The sequence below is a fragment of the Dactylosporangium thailandense genome, from assembly GCF_059739745.1.
The window spans coordinates 3,847,391-3,868,570 of the sequence record NZ_AP029195.1; the positions used below are offsets into that span (position 1 = coordinate 3,847,391).

At 75.0% G+C, this 21,180-nt stretch carries 18 protein-coding genes; 11 read left to right on the forward strand and 7 right to left on the reverse strand.

The genetic code is table 11. The features are described 5' to 3' along the window. The first annotated feature begins 92 nt into the window (after positions 1-92). Positions 93-1,067 carry an aldo/keto reductase gene (locus AC6JBM_RS17330; RefSeq protein WP_497984616.1) on the forward strand — a complete coding sequence of 325 codons (975 nt, stop codon included), beginning with the start codon at positions 93-95 and terminating at the stop codon, positions 1,065-1,067. 9 nt (positions 1,068-1,076) lie between these two features. Further along, a complete protein-coding gene (locus tag AC6JBM_RS17335) occupies positions 1,077-1,640 on the forward strand; it encodes a TetR/AcrR family transcriptional regulator (protein WP_497984617.1) in 564 nt (187 codons plus the stop codon). A gap of 76 nt (positions 1,641-1,716) precedes the next feature. Here AC6JBM_RS17335 and AC6JBM_RS17340 read toward each other — a convergent pair whose 3' ends face one another. Continuing rightward, positions 1,717-2,142, reverse strand: a complete 426-nt coding sequence (locus tag AC6JBM_RS17340) for an SDR family oxidoreductase (RefSeq protein ID WP_497984618.1) — start codon at positions 2,140-2,142, stop codon at positions 1,717-1,719. Positions 2,143-2,426: 284 nt separating this feature from the next. On the opposite strand from AC6JBM_RS17340, the gene AC6JBM_RS17345 reads away from it, so the two are divergent. Both AC6JBM_RS17345 and AC6JBM_RS17350 read left to right on the forward strand, forming a co-directional pair. Beyond that, on the forward strand, positions 2,427-3,107 hold the full coding sequence (locus tag AC6JBM_RS17345) for a YoaK family protein (RefSeq protein WP_497984619.1): 681 nt from the start codon (positions 2,427-2,429) through the stop codon (positions 3,105-3,107). A gap of 18 nt (positions 3,108-3,125) precedes the next feature. Beyond that, complete coding sequence (locus AC6JBM_RS17350) at positions 3,126-5,024, forward strand: putative bifunctional diguanylate cyclase/phosphodiesterase (RefSeq protein ID WP_497984620.1); 1,899 nt, start codon at positions 3,126-3,128, stop codon at positions 5,022-5,024. Here the strand turns inward: AC6JBM_RS17350 and AC6JBM_RS17355 are convergent. Then, positions 5,021-6,433 carry an NAD(P)/FAD-dependent oxidoreductase gene (locus AC6JBM_RS17355; protein WP_350617802.1) on the reverse strand — a complete coding sequence of 471 codons (1,413 nt, stop codon included), beginning with the start codon at positions 6,431-6,433 and terminating at the stop codon, positions 5,021-5,023. The two genes, AC6JBM_RS17350 and AC6JBM_RS17355, sit on opposite strands and share 4 nt — an antisense overlap. 123 nt (positions 6,434-6,556) lie before the next feature. Here AC6JBM_RS17355 and AC6JBM_RS17360 point away from each other — a divergent pair, with 123 nt between their 5' ends. After that, entirely contained in the window at positions 6,557-7,222 is a 666-nt protein-coding gene (locus tag AC6JBM_RS17360) for a TetR/AcrR family transcriptional regulator (protein WP_497984621.1), read from the forward strand. 67 nt (positions 7,223-7,289) lie between these two features. Here the strand turns inward: AC6JBM_RS17360 and AC6JBM_RS17365 are convergent, their stop codons facing one another. Both AC6JBM_RS17365 and AC6JBM_RS17370 read right to left on the reverse strand, forming a co-directional pair. Continuing rightward, positions 7,290-8,471 (reverse strand): low temperature requirement protein A, encoded by a 1,182-nt coding sequence (locus AC6JBM_RS17365; protein WP_497984622.1) that lies wholly within the window; start codon positions 8,469-8,471, stop codon positions 7,290-7,292. Between the two features lie 114 nt (positions 8,472-8,585). Next, positions 8,586-9,272, reverse strand: coding sequence for a hypothetical protein (locus AC6JBM_RS17370; RefSeq protein ID WP_497984623.1), 687 nt, complete (start codon positions 9,270-9,272; stop codon positions 8,586-8,588). Here AC6JBM_RS17370 and AC6JBM_RS17375 point away from each other — a divergent pair. Then, on the forward strand, positions 9,220-9,480 hold the full coding sequence (locus tag AC6JBM_RS17375; protein WP_497986482.1) for a hypothetical protein: 261 nt from the start codon (positions 9,220-9,222) through the stop codon (positions 9,478-9,480). The two genes, AC6JBM_RS17370 and AC6JBM_RS17375, sit on opposite strands and share 53 nt — an antisense overlap. Here AC6JBM_RS17375 and AC6JBM_RS17380 read toward each other — a convergent pair. Next, positions 9,449-10,219, reverse strand: coding sequence for an ATP-binding protein (locus AC6JBM_RS17380; RefSeq protein ID WP_497984624.1), 771 nt, complete (start codon positions 10,217-10,219; stop codon positions 9,449-9,451). The genes AC6JBM_RS17375 and AC6JBM_RS17380 overlap by 32 nt on opposite strands. 218 nt (positions 10,220-10,437) lie before the next feature. Here AC6JBM_RS17380 and AC6JBM_RS17385 point away from each other — a divergent pair, with 218 nt between their 5' ends. The 4 genes from AC6JBM_RS17385 (at position 10,438) to AC6JBM_RS17400 (ending at position 17,200) form a co-directional block, all read left to right on the forward strand. After that, positions 10,438-10,944: a sigma-70 family RNA polymerase sigma factor gene (locus AC6JBM_RS17385; protein WP_497984625.1), complete on the forward strand. Its 507-nt coding sequence runs from the start codon at positions 10,438-10,440 to the stop codon at positions 10,942-10,944. Further along, complete coding sequence (locus AC6JBM_RS17390) at positions 10,941-12,086, forward strand: hypothetical protein (protein WP_497984626.1); 1,146 nt, start codon at positions 10,941-10,943, stop codon at positions 12,084-12,086. Before AC6JBM_RS17385 ends, AC6JBM_RS17390 begins: the two co-directional genes overlap by 4 nt. After that, positions 12,083-16,549 carry an FtsK/SpoIIIE domain-containing protein gene (locus AC6JBM_RS17395; RefSeq protein ID WP_497984627.1) on the forward strand — a complete coding sequence of 1,489 codons (4,467 nt, stop codon included), beginning with the start codon at positions 12,083-12,085 and terminating at the stop codon, positions 16,547-16,549. The genes AC6JBM_RS17390 and AC6JBM_RS17395 overlap by 4 nt, the downstream gene beginning before the upstream one ends. A 96-nt stretch (positions 16,550-16,645) precedes the next feature. Next, on the forward strand, positions 16,646-17,200 hold the full coding sequence (locus AC6JBM_RS17400) for a Uma2 family endonuclease (RefSeq protein ID WP_497984628.1): 555 nt from the start codon (positions 16,646-16,648) through the stop codon (positions 17,198-17,200). A gap of 4 nt (positions 17,201-17,204) precedes the next feature. Here the strand turns inward: AC6JBM_RS17400 and AC6JBM_RS17405 are convergent, their stop codons facing one another. After that, positions 17,205-18,353, reverse strand: coding sequence for an epoxide hydrolase family protein (locus tag AC6JBM_RS17405; protein WP_497984629.1), 1,149 nt, complete (start codon positions 18,351-18,353; stop codon positions 17,205-17,207). Between the two features lie 97 nt (positions 18,354-18,450). On the opposite strand from AC6JBM_RS17405, the gene AC6JBM_RS17410 reads away from it, so the two are divergent. Continuing rightward, the gene (locus tag AC6JBM_RS17410; protein ID WP_497984630.1) at positions 18,451-20,577 is read left to right on the forward strand and encodes an ArnT family glycosyltransferase; all 2,127 of its coding nucleotides are present in this window, start codon (positions 18,451-18,453) and stop codon (positions 20,575-20,577) included. A gap of 8 nt (positions 20,578-20,585) precedes the next feature. On the opposite strand, the gene AC6JBM_RS17415 is transcribed toward AC6JBM_RS17410, so the two are convergent. Further along, a complete protein-coding gene (locus AC6JBM_RS17415) occupies positions 20,586-21,161 on the reverse strand; it encodes a TetR/AcrR family transcriptional regulator (protein ID WP_497984631.1) in 576 nt (191 codons plus the stop codon). Positions 21,162-21,180: the final 19 nt, after the last annotated feature.

The following is a 21,180-nucleotide window of genomic DNA, read 5'->3' on the forward strand; positions in this document are numbered from 1 at the left end:
GCGGGCGGCGCCGGGTCTTGTACCGATCGCTCGCCCGCCTTTCCGATTACAAAATTTGAAATCTGTAACCGGCGAGCGTACCGTCGGGCCTCATGCGGATGCGACGACTCGGTGCCCACGGCCCCCTCGTGCCGGCGATCGGCCTCGGCTGCGGCCCGATGTCCCAGGGCACGCCGGACGACGACGCGAGCGTGGCCACCATCCGCGCGGCGATCGATGCGGGGATCGCGCTCATTGACACCGCCGACTTCTACGGCAACGGCCACAACGAGGACCTGCTGCGCCGGGCCCTGCGCGCCGGCGACCGCGAGCGGGTGGTGCTCAGCGACAAGTTCGGCGGCCTGCGCGACCCGGCCGGGCGGTTCATCGGCCTGGACGCGCGCCCGGTGCACGTCAAGAGCGCGCTCGGCTACTCGCTGCAGCGCCTCGGGACCGACCACATCGACATCTACCGCCCGGCCCGGCTCGACCCCTCGGTGCCGATCGAGGACACGGTGGGCGCGATCGCCGAGATGGTCGAGGCCGGCTGGGTCCGCCACATCGGCCTGTCCGAGGTCGGCGCCGAGACCATCCGCCGCGCCCACGCGGTGCACCCGATCGCCGACGTCCAGATCGAGTACTCCCTCTTCGCCCGCGGCCCCGAGCGCGCCATCCTCGACACGTGCCGCGAGCTCGGCATCGGCGTCACCGCCTACGGCGTGCTCGCCCACGGGCTGCTGACCGGCTCGTACTCCGGCGACTCGGGCGAGACCGGCCACCTGCCGTGGTTCAGCGCCGAGAACCTGCCCGCGAACCTGGCCCTCGTGGAGCGGCTGCGCCCGATCGCCGGCGACCTCGGCGTGTCGATCGCGCAGCTGGCCGTCGCATGGGTGCTGTCCCGCGGCGACGCCATCGTGGCCCTCGTCGGCGCCAGCCGCCCGTCCCGCGTCGGCTCCGCCGTGGCCGCGGCCGCCCTGGAGCTCGGCGGTGCGCAGCTCGACGCCATCGAGGCCGCGGTGCCGCCCGGGTCCGTCTCCGGCACCCGCTACGCGGCGCCGCTCATGGCGATGCTGGACAGCGAGCGCTAAGGTCCTCGCGTGCTGGACGCCGAGACGATCATGCGGGCCACCGAGAACGTCCTGCGCCGCCACGGCCCGTCGAAGGCGACCGTCGTCGACGTGGCCCGGGCGCTCGGCGTCAGCCACGCCGCGGTGTACCGCCACTTCCCGTCGAAGGCCGCCCTGCGCGAGGCGGTGACCCGGCGCTTCGTGGGACGGTCACTGCCCGCCCTGGCCGCGATCGCCGGCGACGAGGCCCTCGCCCCGCCGGAGCGCCTGCGGGCGTGGCTGTCGGAGATGTTCGCCTCCAAGCGCGCCCTGGCGACCTCGGACCCGGAGCTGTTCGCGACCTACCGGGTGCTGGCCGAGGAGCACAACGCGGTCGCGTCCGAACACGTCGCGGCGCTGCTCGAGCAGCTCGAGTCGATGGTCGCGGCCGGGTTCGCGTCGGGCGACTTCACCGGCACCGACGCGGCGGCCGCGGCCCGGACGGTCTTCTGGGCCTCCGCCGCCTTCCACCACCCGGCCCTGGCCGCCGAGTGGAGCCGGCGCGAGGACGCCTTCGCCGACGTCTGCACCCTCATCGTCAACGGCCTGCGCTGACCATCACCGGCCGAGAGCGGGTTCAGACCGCGTTGGACTCCTCGTCGGTGACGACGAGACGTTGCCCGCCCGGGCTTCAGCGGGCGGTGTAGCCGCCGTCGACGGGCAGGGCGAGCTCGTGCTTCATGCAGGCCCACACGCCGCGCAGGTTGATGGCATTGACCCGGTCGAAGACCTCGGCGGGCTCGTCGGCGGCGTCGCTGGGCGGCACCTGGACACCGGCATTGTTGAACGCCATGTCGAGCCGGCCGAACTGATCGACCGTCGCCCGGATCGCCGCCGCCACGCTCGCCTCGTCGGCAACGTCGCACGGCACTCCCAGCACCTGGTGGCCGGCGTCGCGGAGCGTCCCGGTAGCGGCCCGCAGCGCGGCTTCGTCGATGTCGGCGAGCGCGACCGCGGCGCCGGCCTCGGCGAACGCCCGGGCGGTCGCCTGACCCAGGCCGGAGGCGGCACCGGTGACGAACGCGACCTGGCCGGTGAAATCGTACGTGGGGTTCATCGTCAAGCAGACCTCTCGGTTCGCGGCGCGGCCCTGTCCCGGCGCCCGCTGCCGCGGAATGCCGCCGAAACCACGGACAATCGCGCCGAAGACCCGCGACTACCTCGTCTCCCGCCGGGCAGACTCACCCCGCAGCGGGCCGGCCCGCCCGGTGCCGGCCACCGCCGCGTGGCCGGGGGCTGCGCCGCGCCCGGCGGTAGGCAGCGGCGAGCGCGGCGACGGCGCATCATCGGATCGAGTGCCCGGATCGGTTCACGCTCCGGCCGGGAAAATCGGGGGCCATCGTGAGGCGGCACGTCGCGCTGCTCCTGCTCGCGTTCAACAGCGGCGCGATCGACGCGATCGGCTTCGTGGCCCTGGGCGGGGCGTTCACCAGCGTCATGACCGGCAACATGATCCTGCTCGGCATCGCCGCGACCCAGGCCGACGCCGCCCTGGCCGCCCGGTCCGGCCTGGCCATCGTCCTGTTCATGGCCGGCGCGTACCTCGGCGCGAGGATCGCCGGGCCGCCCCGCGACGGCGACGCGCCCTGGCCGCGGCCGGTGACCTGGGCCCTGCTGACGGAGCTTGCGATCCTGGCCGCCGTGGCGGCCGGCTGGTGGGCCGGCGGCGGCCACCCGCACGGCAACGTCCAGCTGCTGCTCCTGGGCGCGGACGCGATCGCCCTGGGCATCCAGAGCAGCGCGATCCTCCGCTTCGGCGTGCCGGGCCTGTCGACCACGTACATGACGGGAACGCTGACCGGCGTGGTCGCCGCGCTCGCGCAGGGCCGCCACCCCCGCCAGGTCGCCGCGAGCGCCCGCATCCTGGTGGCCCTCATCGCCGGGGCCGCCGCCGCGACGCTGCTGGCCGGGCACGCCCCGATGCTGGTGCCGCTGCTGCAGCTGGTGCCGGTGGGCCTGGCGGTTGCAATCCAGGTGCGGATTGCGTGGCCGTCGCGGTCGGGGGCTCAGCCGCGCGCCTGACGCGACGATGAGCCGGACATGATGGGATGGGCGCGCCGGCTCGCGCGGCTGCTGCCGAGCGGCCGCCCGCTGCCCGAGCGCGACTGGAACCGGCGCCACACGGCCATCCTGTGGATCCTCGGCGTGCACATCGCCGGGCTCTTCGGCTTCGCCCTGCTGCGGCACCACCCGGTCGCCGACGCCGCGCTCGCCGTCATCCCGCTGGCCGTCGCGCTGGCCGCGGCCGCCCAGCGGGTGTTCTCCCGCGGCGCGCGCGCCGCCGCGGCCACGCTGGGGGTGATGGGCAGCTCGGCGGTGCTCGTCCAGCTCGGCGACGGCATGATCGAGATGCACTTCCACTTCTTCGTCATGCTCGTGGTCATCACGTTCTACCAGGAGTGGCGGGCGTTCCTGATCGCGGCCGGGTTCGTGCTCGCCGAGCACGCGGTGGTGGGCGTGCTCGCGCCGCAGCTGGTGTACAGCCACGCCGACGCCTGGCACCACCCGGTGCGCTGGGCGATCATCCACGCCGTGTTCATCGCCGGCGCGGGGGCCGCGGCCGTGGTCAACTGGAGCTTCGCCGACCGGGCTCAGGACGCCGAGCGGCGCATCGCGGCCCGGCTGGCCTACGAGGCCGGGCACGACCCGCTGACCGGGGCGCTGAACCGGCGCGAGTTCGACCGGCAGCTGGCGGCCGCCGGCACCGGTACCCATGCGCTGATCTTCCTCGACCTCGACCGCTTCAAGATCGTCAACGACAGCTGCGGCCACGCCGCGGGTGACACGCTGCTGTGCCAGGTCACCGACCTGATGCGGGCCGAGCTGCACCCGAACGACGAGCTGGCGCGGGTCGGCGGCGACGAGTTCGTGATGCTGCTGCGCAACTGCGCCGTCGGGCACGCCGCGGCGCTGGCCGAGCGCATCCGCATGGCGGTCGCCGGGTACCGCTTCCCGTACGAGGGCCGCGTCTTCTCCGTCGGTGTCAGTGCCGGCGTCGCGGCGCTGCTCGAGGGCGACGACCCGCAGGACGCCGTGCGCTCGGCCGACGCCGCCTGCTACGCGGCCAAGCACCGCGGCCGCAACCGGGTCCAGGTCGTGGCCTCCGGCGACGGCGACCTCGACCGCCGGCGCGGCCAGGCGCACTGGGCCGAGCGGCTCATGAACGCGATCACCCACGACACGCTGGTCCTGCACTACCAGCCGATCGTCCCTGTCGGCGGCTCTGTCGGCGGCCCCGGCCCGGAGGCGGGAAGCTTCGGCGAGCTGCTGGTGCGCATGCGCGGCGACGACGGCGGGCTGATCGGGCCGGGCGTGTTCCTGCCCGCGGCCGAGCGCTACAACCTCATGACCGCGATCGACCGCTGGGTCATCGGGGCCACCCTCAAGCGCCTGGCGCAGCGGTACCGCAACGGCGCCCCGGCCGGCGAGATGTTCTCGATCAACCTCTCCGGCAGCTCCCTCGGCGACCCGACGCTGCTGGCGTACATCCGCCAGCAGCTCGAGCACCACCGCGTCCCGCCCCGCACGATCTGCTTCGAGGTCACCGAGACCGTCGCGGTCGGCGACGTCGGCCAGGCCGTCGCGTTCATCGCCGAGCTGCGGGCGCTCGGCTGCCGCTTCGCCCTCGACGACTTCGGCAGCGGCCTGTCGGGCTTCACGTACCTCAAGCAGTTCCCGGCCGACTTCGTGAAGATCGACGGCAACTTCGTGCGGGGCATCGTCGAAGACCGCGTGGACCGGGCGATGGTCGAGGCCGTGCACCGGATCAGCCACGAGATGGGCCTGCGCACGATCGCCGAGTTCGTCGAGGACACGGCGGTGCTCGACGCCCTGCGCGCCATCGGGGTCGACTACGCGCAGGGCTTCGGCACCGGCATCCCCGTCCCGTTCGACGACTGGCTCTCAGTCGTCGAACAGCCCCGGCTCGCGGCCGCTTAGCTGTCGAAGCCGAAGCCGATGCGGTCCATCGCGCGCAGCCACAGGTTGCGCCGACCGCCGTTGGCGTCGGCGTTGATCATCGCCTGCCGGGTCAGCTGCACCCCGGCCCAGCGCACCGGCTCGGGCGGGAACGGCAGCGGCCGCTCGCGCACCATCCGGGTGCGGGTGCGCGCGGTCGAGTCCCCGGCCAGCAGGTCGAGCATCACCTCGGCCCCGAAGCGGGTGGCGCCGACCCCGAGCCCGGTGAACCCGGCCGCGTACGCGACCCGCCCGCGGTGCGCGGTGCCGAAGAACGCCGAGAACCGCGTGCACGTGTCGATCGCGCCGCCCCAGGCGTGCGTGAACTTCAGCCCGTCCAGCTGCGGGAACGCCTCGAAGAACTGCGCGGCGAGCTTGTTGTAGGTGGCCGGGCGGTGCTCGTAGGAGGCCCGGACCTTGCCGCCGAAGTGGTACACGGCGTCGTACCCGCCCCAGAGGATCCGGTGGTCGCGGGTCTGGCGGAAGTAGTGGAACTGGTGACCGGCACCAGACATGCCCTGCCGGCGGTGCCAGCCGATCGCGTCGCGCTGCTCGGCCGTGAGCGGCTCGGTGACCAGCGCGTAGTCGTAGACCGGCACCACGTAGGGGCGCGTGCGGCGCAGCAGCGACGGGAACACGTTCGTGCCCAGCGCCACCTTCGCGGCCCGCAGCCGGGCGGGGCCGCCGAGCGCGTCGGTGTGCAGCACGATCCCGGCGCGGTCGCGGGTGAGGCGGGTGACCCGGGTGCCCTCGAACACGCGCACGCCGAGCCGCTCGCACGCCTCGGCCAGGCCCCACGCGAGGCGGGCCGGGTGCAGCAGGGCGGTACCGTCGCGATCCCAGAGGCCCGCGAGGAAGGTCGGCGAGTCGATCTCCGCGCGCAGGGCCCCGGCGTCGAGGAAGTCCACGTCGGCACCGAGCGCGCGGGCCGCCTCGGCGTGCCCGCGCAGCTGCGCCACGTGGTGGGGCGCGGTGGCCACGTCGAGCCCGCCGGTCCGTTCGAAGTCACAGCGGATGTCGTACCGCGTGAGCGCCGCCTCGATGGCCGCGAGGTTCTCGGCCCCGAGCCGCTCCAGCTCACCCAGCTCGTCCGGCCAGCGCCGCAGCCCGTTGCCGAGGCCGTGGGTGAGGCTCGCCTGGCAGAACCCGCCGTTGCGGCCGGACGCGGCGTGCCCGATCCGGTCACCCTCCACCAGCACGACGTCGAGGCCCGGGTCGCGCTCCTTCGCGATGAGCGCGGTCCACAGCCCGCTGTAGCCGCCGCCGACCACGGCCAGGTCGCATGAGAGCTCGCCGGTCAGCGGGGCCCGCGCGCTCGGCCGACCGGGGTCGTCGAGCCAGTACGGGGTGAGCTGGACATCGGCGAGCGCGGTATGGACGGGTATTGACATGTGCTCAATCATCACCGTTGTCAGCGTCGTAGTCAACAGCGTTGACAACACAGTTGGCAGTGAACTTTCCGACTCGGCCCTAAGATTGGCTGTCGGCCTTTTCAATCTGTTCGGGAGCACCATTTGCGAACTCGCGCCGCGCTGACGCCGGAGCTGATCATCGACGCGGCCAGCCGCCTGGCCGCCACGGCCGGTGCCGATGCGCTCACCGTCCGCCGCCTCGGCAAAGAGCTCGGCTGCGACCCGACGGCGATCTATCGCCACTTCCGCGACAAGGACGAGATCGTCCTCGAGGTCGCGGACCGGCTCGTCGCGGCGACGGTGGAGGCCCTGCCGAGCGATCTCGCATGGCGGCCGCGCCTCGAGTGGCTGGCCCGGCAGACGGTGCGCACGTTCGTCGACTATCCGGCGATCGCCCCGATCGTGGCCCTGCGCACGACCCGCCGCCCGGGCGAGTTCCGCACGGTCGAGGCGGTGCTGGGCGCCCTGCGCGAGGCGGGCCTGACGGACGAGCAGGCGGCCTTCCAGCACCTGGTCTACTCGGAGACCATCTTCTCGTACGCCGCGATGTCCAGCGCCTACGCCGCGCTGGACGAGTCGAGCCGCCAGGGCGACGAGGCCGCGTGGTCGCACGAGTACCGCGCCCTGCCCCCGGCGAGATACCCGAACATCGCGGCCGCGGCCGAGTACCTGGCCGAGATCGACGACGACATGGTCCTGGACGGCATCGTGCAGGCCCTGCTCGACCGCGTCGAGTCCCTCGCCGCCGCCCGTGGTGACGGTGCGTAGGCGTCGCAGGGGCCGCCGCAGCTAGCGTCCCTGCCCCCTCCCGCGGCTCCGACCAGGACGTTCACGGCTACGTCTCGGCGGTCCGCAGGCGGCCGCGGCGCTGGCGGCGGATGCCGGCGAGCACCGTCACCACCACGACGCCCCCGGTGAGCGCGATCGCCACCGCCGGCGTCACCCCCTCGACCAGCCCGTCGGCGAGCCCGATCGCGGCGACGGCCAGGATCGCCGCGCCCGGCCACGGCCAGGCCGCGCGCCAGCGGCCCGAGGTGCCGGCGACCACGCCCGCCGTCCCGGCGAGGAACAGCGCCATCCCGCCGTGCAGCGCCCAGCCCGCGCCGCCGGGCAGGTCGTCCGCGGGGTGCACGATGTGCTGCTCGACGCCGACCGCGAACAGCGCCAGGCCGAGCGTGAGCGGCAGGTGGCCGTAGATGTACGCGTCGGGCACCCAGCTCTCCGGCTCGTCGCCCTCGGCCTCGAGCCGGCGCTTCCCCGCGGCGCCGCCGAGGTCGAAGTAGTTCCACCAGGCGGCGGCGACGGCCACGAACGCGATCGCGGCCACGGCGAGCGGGCCGGTCTCCCAGTGGGTGTCGTGCACGCCCGTGGCCACCGACATGATGGACTCGCCGAGCACCAGCATGACGAAGAGCCCGAAGCGCTCGGGCAGATGGTCGACGTGCACGGGCACCCCGCCGCCGAAGCGGGTGGCGAGCACCGGCGCGGCCGCCTCGGCCAGGAGCCCGAGCGTCCAGAGCACCTCGCGGCCGGGGCCGTCGACGGGCAGGGAGACCGCCCAGAGCACCGCGCCCGCGCCGACGCCGGCCAGGTAGAGGCGGATGGTGGCCCGGGCCTCGGCGACGTGCCGGTAGGCGCGGGCGTACAGCGCGAACAGCAGCAACCGCGTGCCGAGGTAGCAGGCCACGAACGTGACCGCGTCCCCGACGCTCGCCGCCATGCCGACGACGACGGCCGCGCTGCCGAGCTTGGCGAGCCGGTAGACGACGTCGTTGGTGTCGAAGCGGTTGGCGTACAGCGTGACGGTCACCCACGACCACCAGGTGACCGCGAACAGCCCGGCGAACGCCGCCGCGCCCCGCCAGCTGAGGTCCTCGGCCAGCCCGCTCGCGAGCTCGGCGACCACGAGCAGGTAGGCGAGGTCGAAGAACAGCTCGAGCCGCGACGCGGAGCGCTCCCCCTCGACGCGCAGCTCGGGCGGGCGCAGGAGCGGGGCGGGACGCTGATCATCGACCATCTCCCCGGCATGCCCCGATGCGCGGCCGGCTACGCATGAGCGGCGCAACACGGGCCGCGGCCGCCCAGGGGGGTCATGGGCGGCCGCGGTGTCTGGGATGCCGGTCGTCTCCGCTCAGTTCTGGCCGATCTGATGGCCGTAGGTGCTCGTCACGCCGCCGCTCACGCCCAGGCCGAGCGACGTCGAGCCGCCGAACACCGGCTTGCCGGTCTGGCTGTCGAAGCCGACCGTGACGCAGCCGCTCCACGCGGCGCCGACGCAGTACGCCAGGCCCTGATCCCGCATCGACTCCATCGGCTGCGGGTTCCAGCCGATCCCGACCGAGGAGCCGTAGGAGGGCACCATCGTCGCGCTGCCGCCGGCGAACACCCCGCCCTCGCTGGTGATGGTCAGCGAGACGCAGGCCACGATGCAGACGTTCACGGACATGTACAGCTCGCCGTGGCGGCGGTGCGACTCCTTGCGGTACGTCCACGCGTCCCCGGGCGTCGTCTCGGTCTCGCCGGCGTAGAGCGCGATCTCGGCCGCGACGGCGTGCTCGGGCAGGACGTTGACGTGGGCCGGCGGCCGCTCGTACCGCGTGCACCACCACTCGTCGCTGCCCCTGGGCCCGCAGTGGTTCTCGTAGGCGTCGGCGCCCCGGGCGACCTGGGCGTCGTGCGAGCTCGACGAGGGCATCGAGACGGCGCTGCATCCGTCGTACCGCGCGCTGCCGCCCCAGTCCCAGGCGCTGCTGCGCCGGCTGGCGCTGCACCCCGGCCCCGAGTTCGGCCCCGACGCCGCCGCGGCGCTGCTCGGCACCGACCCGGGCAGCGCCGCGCGGCACCTGGAGCGGCTGGCCGGCGAGCACCTCGTCCAGCGGCGCCCGCACGACCGGTTCGCGCTGCACGCGCTGGTGCGGGCGTACGCCGCGCGCCGCGGGCACGACGAGGACCGCCCGGCCGACCGGGCGCTGGCCCGGCAGCGGCTCCTCGAGCTCACGGGGCCGTGCCCCCGGGAAGGCGGATGACGGCCCAGACGGTCTTGCCGCGCCCGTCGGACGCCGACCCCCACGCGGTGGCGTTGCGGTCCACGACGTGCAGGCCGTCGCCGGGCGGTTCGGCCAGGACCGGATCGCTGCGCCGGGCCGGCAGCAGCCGGGCCGGCGCGTCCGGGCGGCCGTCGCGCACGGCCAGGTGCAGGTAGCTGCCGCGCAGGCTGACGGTGACGGCCACGTCGGTGCCCGCGTGGGTCGCGGCGTTGTGCACGAGCTCGAAGACGACCCGGCTGGCGGGCGCGGCGAGCGCCGGAAGTGCCCAGGCCCGGCAGGCGTCGTGGACGAGCAGCCGGGCGCGGCTCGGTGCGTGCCCGTCCGGCTCCAGCACCAGCGCGAACCGGTCCGGCGGCGGCGGCGGCCCGGCCAGCGCCGCGGCCTCGGCGGCCGCGCGGTCGGCGAAGAGGTGCAGGGCGTGGCGCCAGAACCGGGTGCCGAGCTGTGCCCGCAGGGGCCCGCCGGCCGGGGTGACGAAGAGCAGGAAGACGCCGTAGTACTCGCGCGCGCTCGCGGCCGCCGCCTGCAGCAGCGACGCCGCCGTGCCCGTCTGGTCCTCCAGGCCGGTGAGGTCCACGATGACCGCGCGCGGGCAGGCGACCAGCGCCTTGCCGATCCACATGCGAAGATCCTGCTTGCGGGCGCTGGAGAGCGGGCCGGTGACGGTGATCCAGATGAGCTCGCGGTCCAGGTCGTGCACGGTCTCGGCGGTGATCATCCGGGCACGGTGCCACAGGACGTGGGTCCCACGCACGATCTCGGAGCGCGTTCACCCGTCCGGGGGTCTGCGTTCCCACGATGATCATGTTAACGGTCACTCACGCATCGACGTCAATGACTTGTCGTGGCTGGGTGGCCGCCAGGTCACGCGGTGTTCATCTTCCGTCAGCCGAGAACAGGGACATTCCACTCGGCAACCCGCGGAAGGAACCTCGTTTGAGCACCGTCGAGCGTCCCTGTCTCGGCCACGAACTGCAGCGGCAGCGGGCCGCCCTGCACCGGTACGTCACGTCGCTCGTCGCGGCGGACCCGCACCACGTCGAGGACATCGTCCAGGAGACGCTGCTGCGGGCCTGGCAGGACGCGGACCGGCTGGACCACGACGACCGCCCGATCCGGATGTGGCTGTTCCGCACCGCGCGCAACCTCGTCATCGACGCGTGGCGCAAGCGCCGGGCCGTGCCCGTGGGGCTGGCCACCGAGCTCGTCGCCGACCGGCCCGACGTCGTCAACGTCGCCGACACCGTCTGCGACCGGGTGGTCCTGCTCGACGGGCTGCGCCGGCTGCCGGCCGCCCAGCGCGAGATCCTCGTGCACGTCCACCTGCTCGGCCGGGCCGGCGAGGACGTGGCCGCCGGGCTGGGCATCCCGCCGGGCACCGTGAAGAGCCGCACCCACAACGCCGTCCGCGCCCTGCGCGCCGTCCTGGACCAGGCTGCATGATCGAGTTCTTTTCGCGGAACCGGGGCCCGATCAGTCTGCTCATCGGCGGGCTGGGGCTGTTCATCCTCGCGCTCGTGCTGGCCTCGCGCGCGGTCCGGCGCGCCGGGGGCTGGAAGGCCGTGCTGCGGCAGGGGCGGCGCGAGATCGCGCTCACCGGTGCGGCGCTCGTCCGGCCGGTCCGGGTCTGGCTGCGGTACCGCCGAAACCTCCGCCGCCTGACCAGAGCCCTCGCCGACCCCTCGGCCCGCGACACCGTCCGGCGGGCGCTGCAGGCCGCGGCCACCGGCCCGGCCCAGCCCTACGCCGTGCTCGTCGGCCCGGCGGCCGCCGGCGTCCTGCTCGCCGGCCGCGACCCGGGCACTCCCCCGCCGCCGTTCACCGCCGACGAACACGACCCGCGGCTGTGGTGGGCCGACCTCGCCGACCTCGCCGAGCTCGCCGAGCTCGCCGAGCTCGCCGGGCTGGACGGCGAGGGAGCCGGCGAGCCGGTCGCCCTCGGCATCGCCCGGCGCGACCTCGTCGCCTACCTCGACCTGCACACCGGCCCGCCCCTGACCGCCGGCGCCGGCGACCCCCGCACGGCCCGGGCCCTGATCCAGGCGATGGCCGCCCAGCTCGACCGCGCCCGGCCGGGCCGGGTCCAGGTCACCGCCGGCGTCCATCCGCGCTTCCCGGGCGCAGGCCCCACCCCGGACACGATGTTCGTCGTGTGCCCGGAGCCGCCGGACGAGCCCGTCGGCCGGGGCGTGCGCGTGCTGGCCGTCAAGGGCGCCCACGGCCACGCCCGGCTCATCACCACCGAGCGCGGCGGCCGCGTCCGCATCGCCGGCGTGCCCCTCGACGTCGACACGGCGGCCCTGCCCAAGGCCGTCGCCCGCCTGCTGCGCGCGGCGCCCCCGGCCCCGCCCCCTGCACCGCCCCCGCTGCTGCCGCCGGCCGTGTCGCTGGTGGAGCGGCCCGGCGAGTTCGCGGAGTTCGCGGAGTTCGCGGCGGAGCCCGCCGCGGTCACCGGCGTGTCCGCGCACCAACCGACCACGGCGGCCACCGGCGTGTCCGCGCACCAACCGACCACAGTGGACGAGTTCGCCGAGCCCGCGTTCGACGACGCGGCCGTCGGGCGGCGCTCCGGGGGAACCGCATGAAGCTCATGCTCACCGCGTACGACGCCGACGAGCGCGCCGCCCGCGACCACGTCGTCGAGGTGCCCGACGGCGCCACGGTGCGGGGCCTCGCCGAGGCCGTCGAGGGCCCGGTCGCCGCGGCCGGTCGCCGTGTCTTCCTCGACCGCGAGCGCCTGGAGCCCGAGGCCCCCGTGCGCGGCAGCGGCATCCGCCCGGGCAGCACCATCGGCCTGGGCGCCCCGGCCCCGGCCGCGACCGGCGGGCGCACCGACCTGACCCGCGGCGGCCCGCGGCTCGCCGAGGTCCACCTCGTCTCCGGGCCGGGCGCGGGCACCACCTGGTTGCTCGGCGCCGGCAGCCACGAGATCGGCGCGGGCGAGCAATGCGCGATCCGCGTCGAGGGCCCGGACGCCCCGCCCGGCGGGCTGTGGGTGACCGTCTCGCCGGACGGCACGGCGAACTGGCACATGAGCCGGCTCGACGACGGCGTGCGGCCCGCCGACGTGACCCCGCCGCCGGACCCGCACCCGGTCACCGGGCTGCCCACGGCCCAGCGGCGCGGCCGCGGCGGGCCGGGCGGGCGCTGGGCCGACGGCGCCGACCTGTGCGTGGGGCCGGCCCTGCTGCGGCTGAGCGCGCCGGTGGAGCCCGACGCGGCCGTGACCGCCTCGGCCGACGGCTTCGGCCTGGACTACAACCGGCCGCCGCGCATCGCCCCGCACCTGGACGCCGAGCGCGTCCGGCTGCCGGTCCCGCCGGGCCGCACGCCCCGCCAGCCGTTCCCGATGCTGCTCCTGCTCGCCCCGATCGTGCTGGGCCTGGTGCTCGTCGGCGTCTTCCACTCGTACTTCTACCTCGTCTTCATCCTGTTCACGCCGGTCATGGCGATCACGAACTGGATGGTCGGCCGGCGCACGAACCGCAAGCAGCACCAGGAGCAGCAGCAGCGGTACACCGAACGGATGCGCAGCCTCGCGGTCGAGATCGACGCGGCGGTGCGCCGGGAGCGGGAGGTGCGCTGCGTCACCGGCCCCGACCCGGCGACGATCGGGCTCATCGCGACCGGCCCCGGCGCCCGGCTCTGGGAGCGGCGCCGCCGCGACCCGGACCACCTGCTGCTGCGGCTCGGCACCGTGGACGTGCCGTCGGTGAAGGAGATCGACGACCCGGCCCGCGACGAGAACCACCGCACGGTGCGCTGGACGATCCGGGACGTGCCCGTCGGGCTGGAGCTGCCGGAGTGCGGGGTCCTCGGCGTGGTCGGCGCGGCCGAGCCGGTACAGGCGCTCACCCGATGGTTCGTGGCCCAGTCCGCGGTGCTGCACAGCCCGCGCGACCTACGCATGGTCGTGCTCACCAGCCCGGAGCGGGCCGAGGGCTGGGGCTGGGTACGGTGGCTGCCGCACCTGCGCCCCGGTGGCGCGCACGGTCCCCACGCGGCCATCGGCAACGACCCGGAGAGCATCGCCAACCGCGTCGCCGAGCTCGTCGCCCAGGTGCAGGCCCGGCAGCGGGTGCTCGGCTCGTCCATGGGCCGGGCCATGTTCACCGACCCGGACCTGCTCGTCGTCGTGGACGGCGCGCGGGCGCTGCGCGACGTGCCCGGCATGGTGCAGATCCTCGCCGACGGCCCCCGGGTGCGGATCTTCAGCGTCTGCCTCGACGAGCAGGAGCGGCTGCTGCCGGAGGAGTGCGGGGCGGTCGTGGTCGCGGAGGCCGACACGCTCACGCTGCGGCGGACCGGTACGGCACCGCTCAAGGACATCCGCGCGGACCTCGTGCCCGTCGCCTGGTGCGACCGGCTGGCCCGGGCCCTGACGCCGCTGCGGGACGTGAGCCCCGAGCACGACGCCGGGCTGCCGCGCGAGGTACGGCTGCTGGACCTGCTCGACCAGGAGCCCCCGAACCCGGAGGCGCTGCTGGAGCGCTGGCGGCGCCGGCCCGCGTCGACGACGTTCGTGCTCGGCAGCGGCTACGACGGCCCGCTCAGCCTCGACCTGGTCCGCGACGGCCCGCACGGCCTGGTCGCGGGCACCACCGGCTCCGGCAAGTCGGAGCTGCTGCAGTCGTTCGTCGCCTCGCTCGCCGCGACCAACCGGCCCGACGAGCTCACCTTCGTGCTCGTGGACTACAAGGGCGGCAGCGCCTTCCGGGAGTGCGCGCAGCTGCCGCACACGCTGGGCATGGTGACCGACCTCGACGCGCACCTGGTGCAGCGGGCGATGGACTCCCTCGGCGCCGAGCTGCGCCGCCGCGAGCGCATCCTGGCCGCGGCCGAGGCGAAGGACCTGCCCGCCTACCGGGCCAAGCGCGCCGCCGACCCGTCCCTGGCGCGGCTGCCGCGGCTGCTGCTCATCATCGACGAGTTCGCGACCCTGGTGCGGGAGCTGCCGGACTTCGTGCCGGGGCTGATCAGCATCGCGCAGCGGGGCCGGTCGCTGGGCATCCACCTGATCCTGGCCACCCAGCGCCCGGCCGGCGCGGTGACGCCGGACATCAAGGCCAACACCAACCTGCGCATCGCGCTGCGGGTGACCGACACGGTGGAGAGCCAGGACATCATCGACACCGGCGAGGCCGTGCACATCTCGCCGGGGACGCCGGGCCGGGCGCTCATCCGCGCCGGGCACCGCAGCGCCGTGCCGTTCCAGGCGGCCTGGGTCGGCGCCGAGCGGCCCGGCCTGCTCGACGAGGCGCCGGTGCAGCAGTACGAGCCCGTCCGCACCGCGGAACTGTCCTGGCAGCGGCTGGGCCGGCCGGTCGAGCTGGTCGCCGAGGACGTCGACCCGCTGCTGCCCGGGCCGGTCGTGCCCACGGACCTGCAGGCCCTGGTCGAGGCGATCCGCGCGGCCGCCGAGCGGCTCGAGGACTTCGTCGCCCAGCCGAGCCCGTGGCTGCCCGCGCTCGAGGACGCGGTGCTGCTGGAGGAGCTGCCGGCGGTACCGACGCCGAAAGACCGGCACGCGAGCGTGCCCGCGCCCATCCCCTATGCGCTGGAGGACGTGCCCGCGCTGCAGCAGCGGCGGGTGGCCACGGTCGACCTGGCCACCTTCGGGCACCTCTACGTCGTCGGCGCGCCCCGCTCGGGCCGCACCCAGGTCCTGCGCACCATCGCGACCTCGGCGGCGCGCAAGGCGGCGGTCGCCGACGTGCACATGTACGGCATCGACGCCGCCGGCGGCGGCCTCGCGGCCCTGGAGACGCTCCCGCACTGCGGTGCCGTGGTGTCCCGGCACGACATGGAGCGCCTGGAGCGGCTCCTGCGCCGGCTCGGCCGCGAGCTGACCGAGCGCCAGGAGCGCAGCGCCAACGCCAACGCGGCCGGGATCGTCGAGCTGCGCCGGCGCCTGCCCGAGGCCGAGCGGCCCGCGCACATCCTGCTCTTCGTCGACGGCTGGGACGCCCTCGCCCCGATCCTCGACGAGCACGACCAGGGCCGGCTGCTCACCGACATCACCCGGCTCGTGCGCGAGGGCGCCGCGGCCGGCATCCACGTCATCGCCACCTCGGAGCGGGCCCTGCTCGGCGGCCGCCTGGCCGCGCACAACGACCACAAGCTGCTGCTGCGCCAGGCCGACCGCAACGACTACCAGCTCGTCGGCATCCTGCCCAGCAAGGTGCCCGGCACGATCGTGTCCGGCCGCGGCTGGCACGTGCTGAGCCGCACCGAGACCCAGGTGGCCCTGCTCGACGCCGACGACAGCGGCCAGGCCCAGGCCGAGGCCATCCGCCGCATCGGCGCCCGGCTGCCCGCCACCACCCCGGCGGCGCGCCCGTTCCCGGTCGCGGCGCTGCCGGGACGGGTCGACTTCACCGGCGCGTACGAGCTCGTCCCCGACGACCGGCGCCGCCCGATGCAGGCCCTGCTCGGCGTCGGCGGCGACGAGGGCGGCGCGGTCGTGGTGGACCTGACGGCGACGTCGGCGTTCTTCGTCGGCGGCCCGGCCGGCTCGGGCCGCAGCAACGCGCTGGCCGCGATCGCCGTGTCGCTGCTGACCGGCGGCACCGGCCTCGTGGTGCTGACCCCGCGCGACTCGCCGCTGCGGGCCCTGGGCCGCCAGCCGCGGGTGCGCCTGTTCGACGATCCGGACCCGGCGGCCGACGCGGTCGCCGCGGCCCTGGACGAGCTCGGCGGCCCGGTCGTCGTCCTGGTCGACGACGCCGACCTGCTCACCGCGCCCGCCGCGGACAAGGTGCTGCGGGACGTGGCCGCGGGCGGGCGCGACCGGGGCCGCGCGGTGGTCTACGCGGGCGCGGCCGACGCGCTGTCGATCGCGCTCGGCAGCTGGCTGACCGCGGCCCGCCGCTCGCGGCGCGGCCTGCTGCTCACCCCGCGCTCGATCACCGAGGGCGACGCGATCGGGGCGCGGCTGGTGAGCAGCCAGGTGCGCATGGCCGCCCCGCCGGGCCGCGGCTTCACCGGCGGCCCGGGCGGAGCCGCGATCGCGGTGCAGATCCCCCTGACCATGCTCCGCGAGGACTGAGCACCGGAGTCCCTTGCGGGGCGTGTTTCGTCGCCCACGCAACTCCAACGGTCAACCAAGGTTGTAGCCTCCAAACGCACAACGAGGAGGGGAGGCATGATGAGCGCCGAAGCCGTGGGTGCGGGGATGCCGACCCATGTGACGCTGGACGACCTCGCCGCGATGGCCGCCGCTGACGAAAATCACCGTTACGAGCTGAGCCCAGAGGGAGTCCTGTCTGTCATGCCGCCGGCGGATCCCGATCACGCACTGCTCGTGTCCCGGATGTTCGCCTGGTTCCTCGCCAACGGCTACGGCCCGGAGCAGGTGGTCACCGACTGCGGCGTCGACGTCGGCGGTGGCAGGGTTCCCGGCATCACCGTGTGGGCGAAGGATCTGCCGCCGCGCGCGGCTCGTTCGAGCTACGCCGGCACAGTTGGACTGCTCCTCGCGGTCGAGGTCGTGTCCCGGGGTTCCGAGGTCGTCGACCGGATCATCAAGAAGACCGAGTACGCCAAGGCCGGCATCCCGCAGTACTGGTTCGTCGAGCGCGGCAGCACCACGTCGGTGCATCGGCACGTCCTCAACCCCGATACCGCCGAGTACGAACAGGTACCCGGCGGCGCCCAGCCCCTCGCTTGGCTGCTGAGCACCGCACCCAACATCTCCTGATCGGTCAGGCGCGGGTGCGGTAGGGGCGGAAGAAGTCGCGTAGCTCCCGGGCGTAGGACTCGGGCTGCTCGAACGGCGCGAAGTGGCCGCCGCGGGGCGGTTCGGTCGCGTAGGTCACGTTCGCGATGCGGTCCAGCCAGGCGCGGGGCGGGCGGACGAGGTCGCCCGGGAAGAGGGAGAAGCCCGACGGTACCTCGACCCGGCGGGCGTGCTGCGCGGGCGGGATGGCGCCGTTCACGCCGTACATCCGCATCGCCGACCCGATCGTGCCGGTCAGCCAGTAGATCGTCACGTTGGTGAGGATCTCGTCCTTGGTGTAGACGCTCTCGAGGTCGCCGCCGCAGTCGCTCCAGGAGCGCAGCTTCTCCACGATCCAGGCGGCCAGCCCGGCCGGGGAGTCGTTGAGCCCGGCGGCGGCCGTCTGCGGCTTGGTGCGGTGCATGGCCGCGTAGGCGCCCTCGGCCGCGCCCCAGGCCGCGGCGGAGTCGAGGAACGCGCGCTCCTCGGGCGCCAGCTCCGCCCGGTCGCCGGCGAAGACGGGCAGGCCCGCGTCCATCCGGTGCACGGCGACGACCCGCTCGGGGTGGTCCAGCGCGAGGTACCGGCTCACCCCGCTGCCGATGTCGCCGCCCGCCGCGCCGAAGCGCTCGTAGCCGAGCGCGCGCATGAGCTCGGCCCAGAGCCCCGCGACGGCGATCGTGTCCGGCGGGGTGCCCGTGGGCCGGTCGGAGTAGCCGTAGCCGGGCATGTCCGGCACGATCACGTCGAACGCGTCGGCCGGGTCCGCCCCGTGGGCGCCCGGGTCGACCAGTAGCGGGATCACCTTGGTGTACCGCCAGAAGGAGTCCGGCCACCCGTGGCACAGCAGCAGCGGGAGCGCGTCGCGCCGGTCGGCCGCGCGGGCGTGCACCACGTGGATGCCGCGGCCGCCGACGGTGGCCCGGAAGCGGGGCAGCCGGTTGAGCGCGGCCTCCTGCGCGGGCCAGTCGAAGCCGTCGGCCCAGTACTCGGCCAGCTCGCGCAGGTACGCGACGTCGACGCCCAGCCCCCAGCCCGCGTCCTCGGGCGCATCCGGCCAGCGGGTCGCCCGCAGCCGGGCGCGGAGGTCCTGCAGCGCCTCGGCCGAGGCGCGCGAGGTGAACGGTTCGACCATGCCACAAAACCTACTCGACCCGAGACTCCGAGCCCGTTTTGAGGTTGTTCGGGCAGACTCCGACTCGGATCATTCCGACATATGCCATGGAGAGCCCGTGACGTCTGCATTTCGGTTCTGGCGCTCCCCCGAGGGCCAGCCCGCCTGGGCACGGCCCGCCCTGCTGGCGGTGGCCGCCCTCGCCGCGGTGCTCTACGTCTGGCGCATCCGTGACAGCGGGTTCGCGCTGTTCTACTCGGTCGCGGCCAAGAGCATGTCGGTGAGCTGGAAGGCGTTCTTCTACGGCGCCCTGGACCCGGGCGCGACCGTCACCATCGACAAGCTGGCCGGCTCCTTCGCGCCACAGGCGATCTCGGCGCGGATCTTCGGCTACCACGCCTGGTCGCTGACCCTCCCGCAGGTCGTGGAGGGCGTGATCGCGGTGCTGGTGATGTACCGCATCGGGCGCCGCCTCGCCGGCCCGGCGGCCGGGCTGCTCGCCGCGGGACTGTTCGGGCTCACCCCCGTCGTCGCCTCGATGTTCGGTCACCCGATGGAGGACGGGCTGCTCACCATGGCCCTGGTGCTCGCGGCCGACGCGTTCCAGGGGGCACTGCTGGAGGGACGGCTGCGCTCGCTGCTGGTGTCGGGCGTGTGGATCGGCGTCGGCTTCCAGGCCAAGATGATGCAGGCGTGGATGGTGCTGCCCGCGATGGCGCTGACCTACCTGGTCGCCGCGCCCGGCCCGTGGCGCCGCCGGCTCGGCCACCTCGGCGCGGCCGGGGTGGTGATGCTGGCCGCGTCACTGTCCTGGGTGGCGATCTACGAGCTCACCCCGGACGCGTGGCGCCCCTACGTCGACGGCAGCACGAACAACAGCGCGCTCGCGATGGTGTTCGGCTACAACGGCTTCGACCGCTTCGGCCTGCACGTGCCGGGCGCGGTCGAGTCGATGTTCACCGGCGGCGGACCCGGCGGCGCGAACGCCGGCGGCCCGGGCGGCGGGTTCGAGCCGCCGGCCGGGCGGGGCATGGGCGGGGAGGAGGGGCTCGCCAAGCTCTTCGGGCAGCGGTACGGCACCCAGATCGGCTGGCTCTACCCGCTCGCCGTGCTCGGGCTGGTCGCCGGGCTCGTCGCCCGCGGCCGGGCCCCGCGCACCGATCCCGAGCGGGCCGGCCTGCTGTTCTGGGGCCTGTGGCTCGTCACGGTGGCCGCGGTGTTCAGCGCCATCATGATCCCGCACACCGCGTACATGGCCTCGCTCGCGCCGCCCCTGGCCGCGTTGTCGGCGTCGGCCCTGGTCCGCGGGTGGCGCGGCCTGCGCGACCGGCCGGGGGCGGGAGCGGCGCGGCCGGAGTCCGCCGCGGCGCCGCCCGGGTGGCGGGGGCGCGCCGCGGCGGGGCTGCTGCCGGTGTTCGTCGTGGCCGAGGTGGCGTGGGCGGTGTACCTCAGCCTCCGCTTCCCCGACTTCCTGCCCTGGCTGCCGTGGGCGATCGCGGCCGCCGCGCTCCTCGCCCTGCCGGTACTGGTCGCCGCCGCCGTGCCGCGGGCGCCCCGGCCGCGCCGGGCCGTGCTGCGCGCCGCGATGGTGCTGGCGATCGCCGCGACGGTGGCCGCCCCGAGCGCCTGGGCCGCGTCGGTCCTGCACCCGCGCTACGGCGGCAGCGCGTTCGACGCCTCGGCCGGCCCCGTCGGCGGCGGCTTCGGCGACCGGCGCGGCGCCGGAGCACCCGAGGGCCCGCCGGGCGGCGGCCTCCCGGGCGGCGGCACGCCCGGCGGCGGCTTCCCCGGCGGCGAGCCGCCCGACGTCCGGCGGATGGTCGCGCGGGGCGGGGGCGGCTTCGGGGGCGGCCCGTTCGGGGAGACGAGCGAGACGCTCACGGCCGACCAGCGCCGCCTCGACGACTACCTGGTCGCCCACCGCGACGGCGCGCGGTACCTGGCCGCCACCACCTCGTGGAGCGAGGCCGCCCCCTACATCATGGCGACCGGCCGGCCCTACCTGCCGATGGGCGGCTTCAGCGGCAGCGTCCCGAGCCCGACCCTCGCCGGCGTCCAGCGGCTCGTCGCGCGCGGCGAGCTGCACTACGTGCTGCTGTCCGGGGCCGGCGAGGGGAGGTTCGGGTTCCGTCCCGGCCGGACGGGCGGCACGACCACCGCGATCGCGGACTGGGTGCGCGCGGCCTGCGCCGCGGTCCCGGACGACGTCGGCGTCGGCGACCAGGAGCTGTACCGCTGCGGATGACCGGCCCCTCAGGCCGGGCGCCAGCCGTCGGCCAGGATGCCGAAGACGACCTCGACGGCCGCCTCCGGGTCGGGGCGGCCGCGGGTGATGGCCGGGATCTGCAGCATGAACCGGGCGAGGGCCGCGCTGGCCACATCGCCGGCCGGCGCGCCGCACGCGTCGGCGATGGCGGCGGCCAGGCTGTCCGTGTGCCGGGACCACATCCGCTCGGCGTAGTCCCGCAGCGCCGGCGTCGCGTCCACGAGGGCAGTGAAGGCGGCCAGCCGCGGGTCGTCGGCCAGCGGCAGCCAGTGGTCACGCGCGTATCCGCGCAGCGCCTCGATCACGTCCGTCCCGGCGGGCCGGTCGCGGACCGCGGCGACGAGCCGGGCCTCGCGGTCCTCGTCCATGTCGAACACCAGCGCTTCCTTGCTCGGGAAGTGCTTGAACAGCGTGGTGGTCGAGACGTCCGCGGCGTCGGCGATGTCGCGGATGCTCACCTGGTCGTAGCCGCGCTCCAGGAACAGCCGCAGGGCCGCGTCGGCGATGGACTGCCGGGTCGCGGCTTTCTTGCGTTCGCGCCGTCCGGGCGGGGCTTCGGTCATACGCCGATCGTACCCGAGA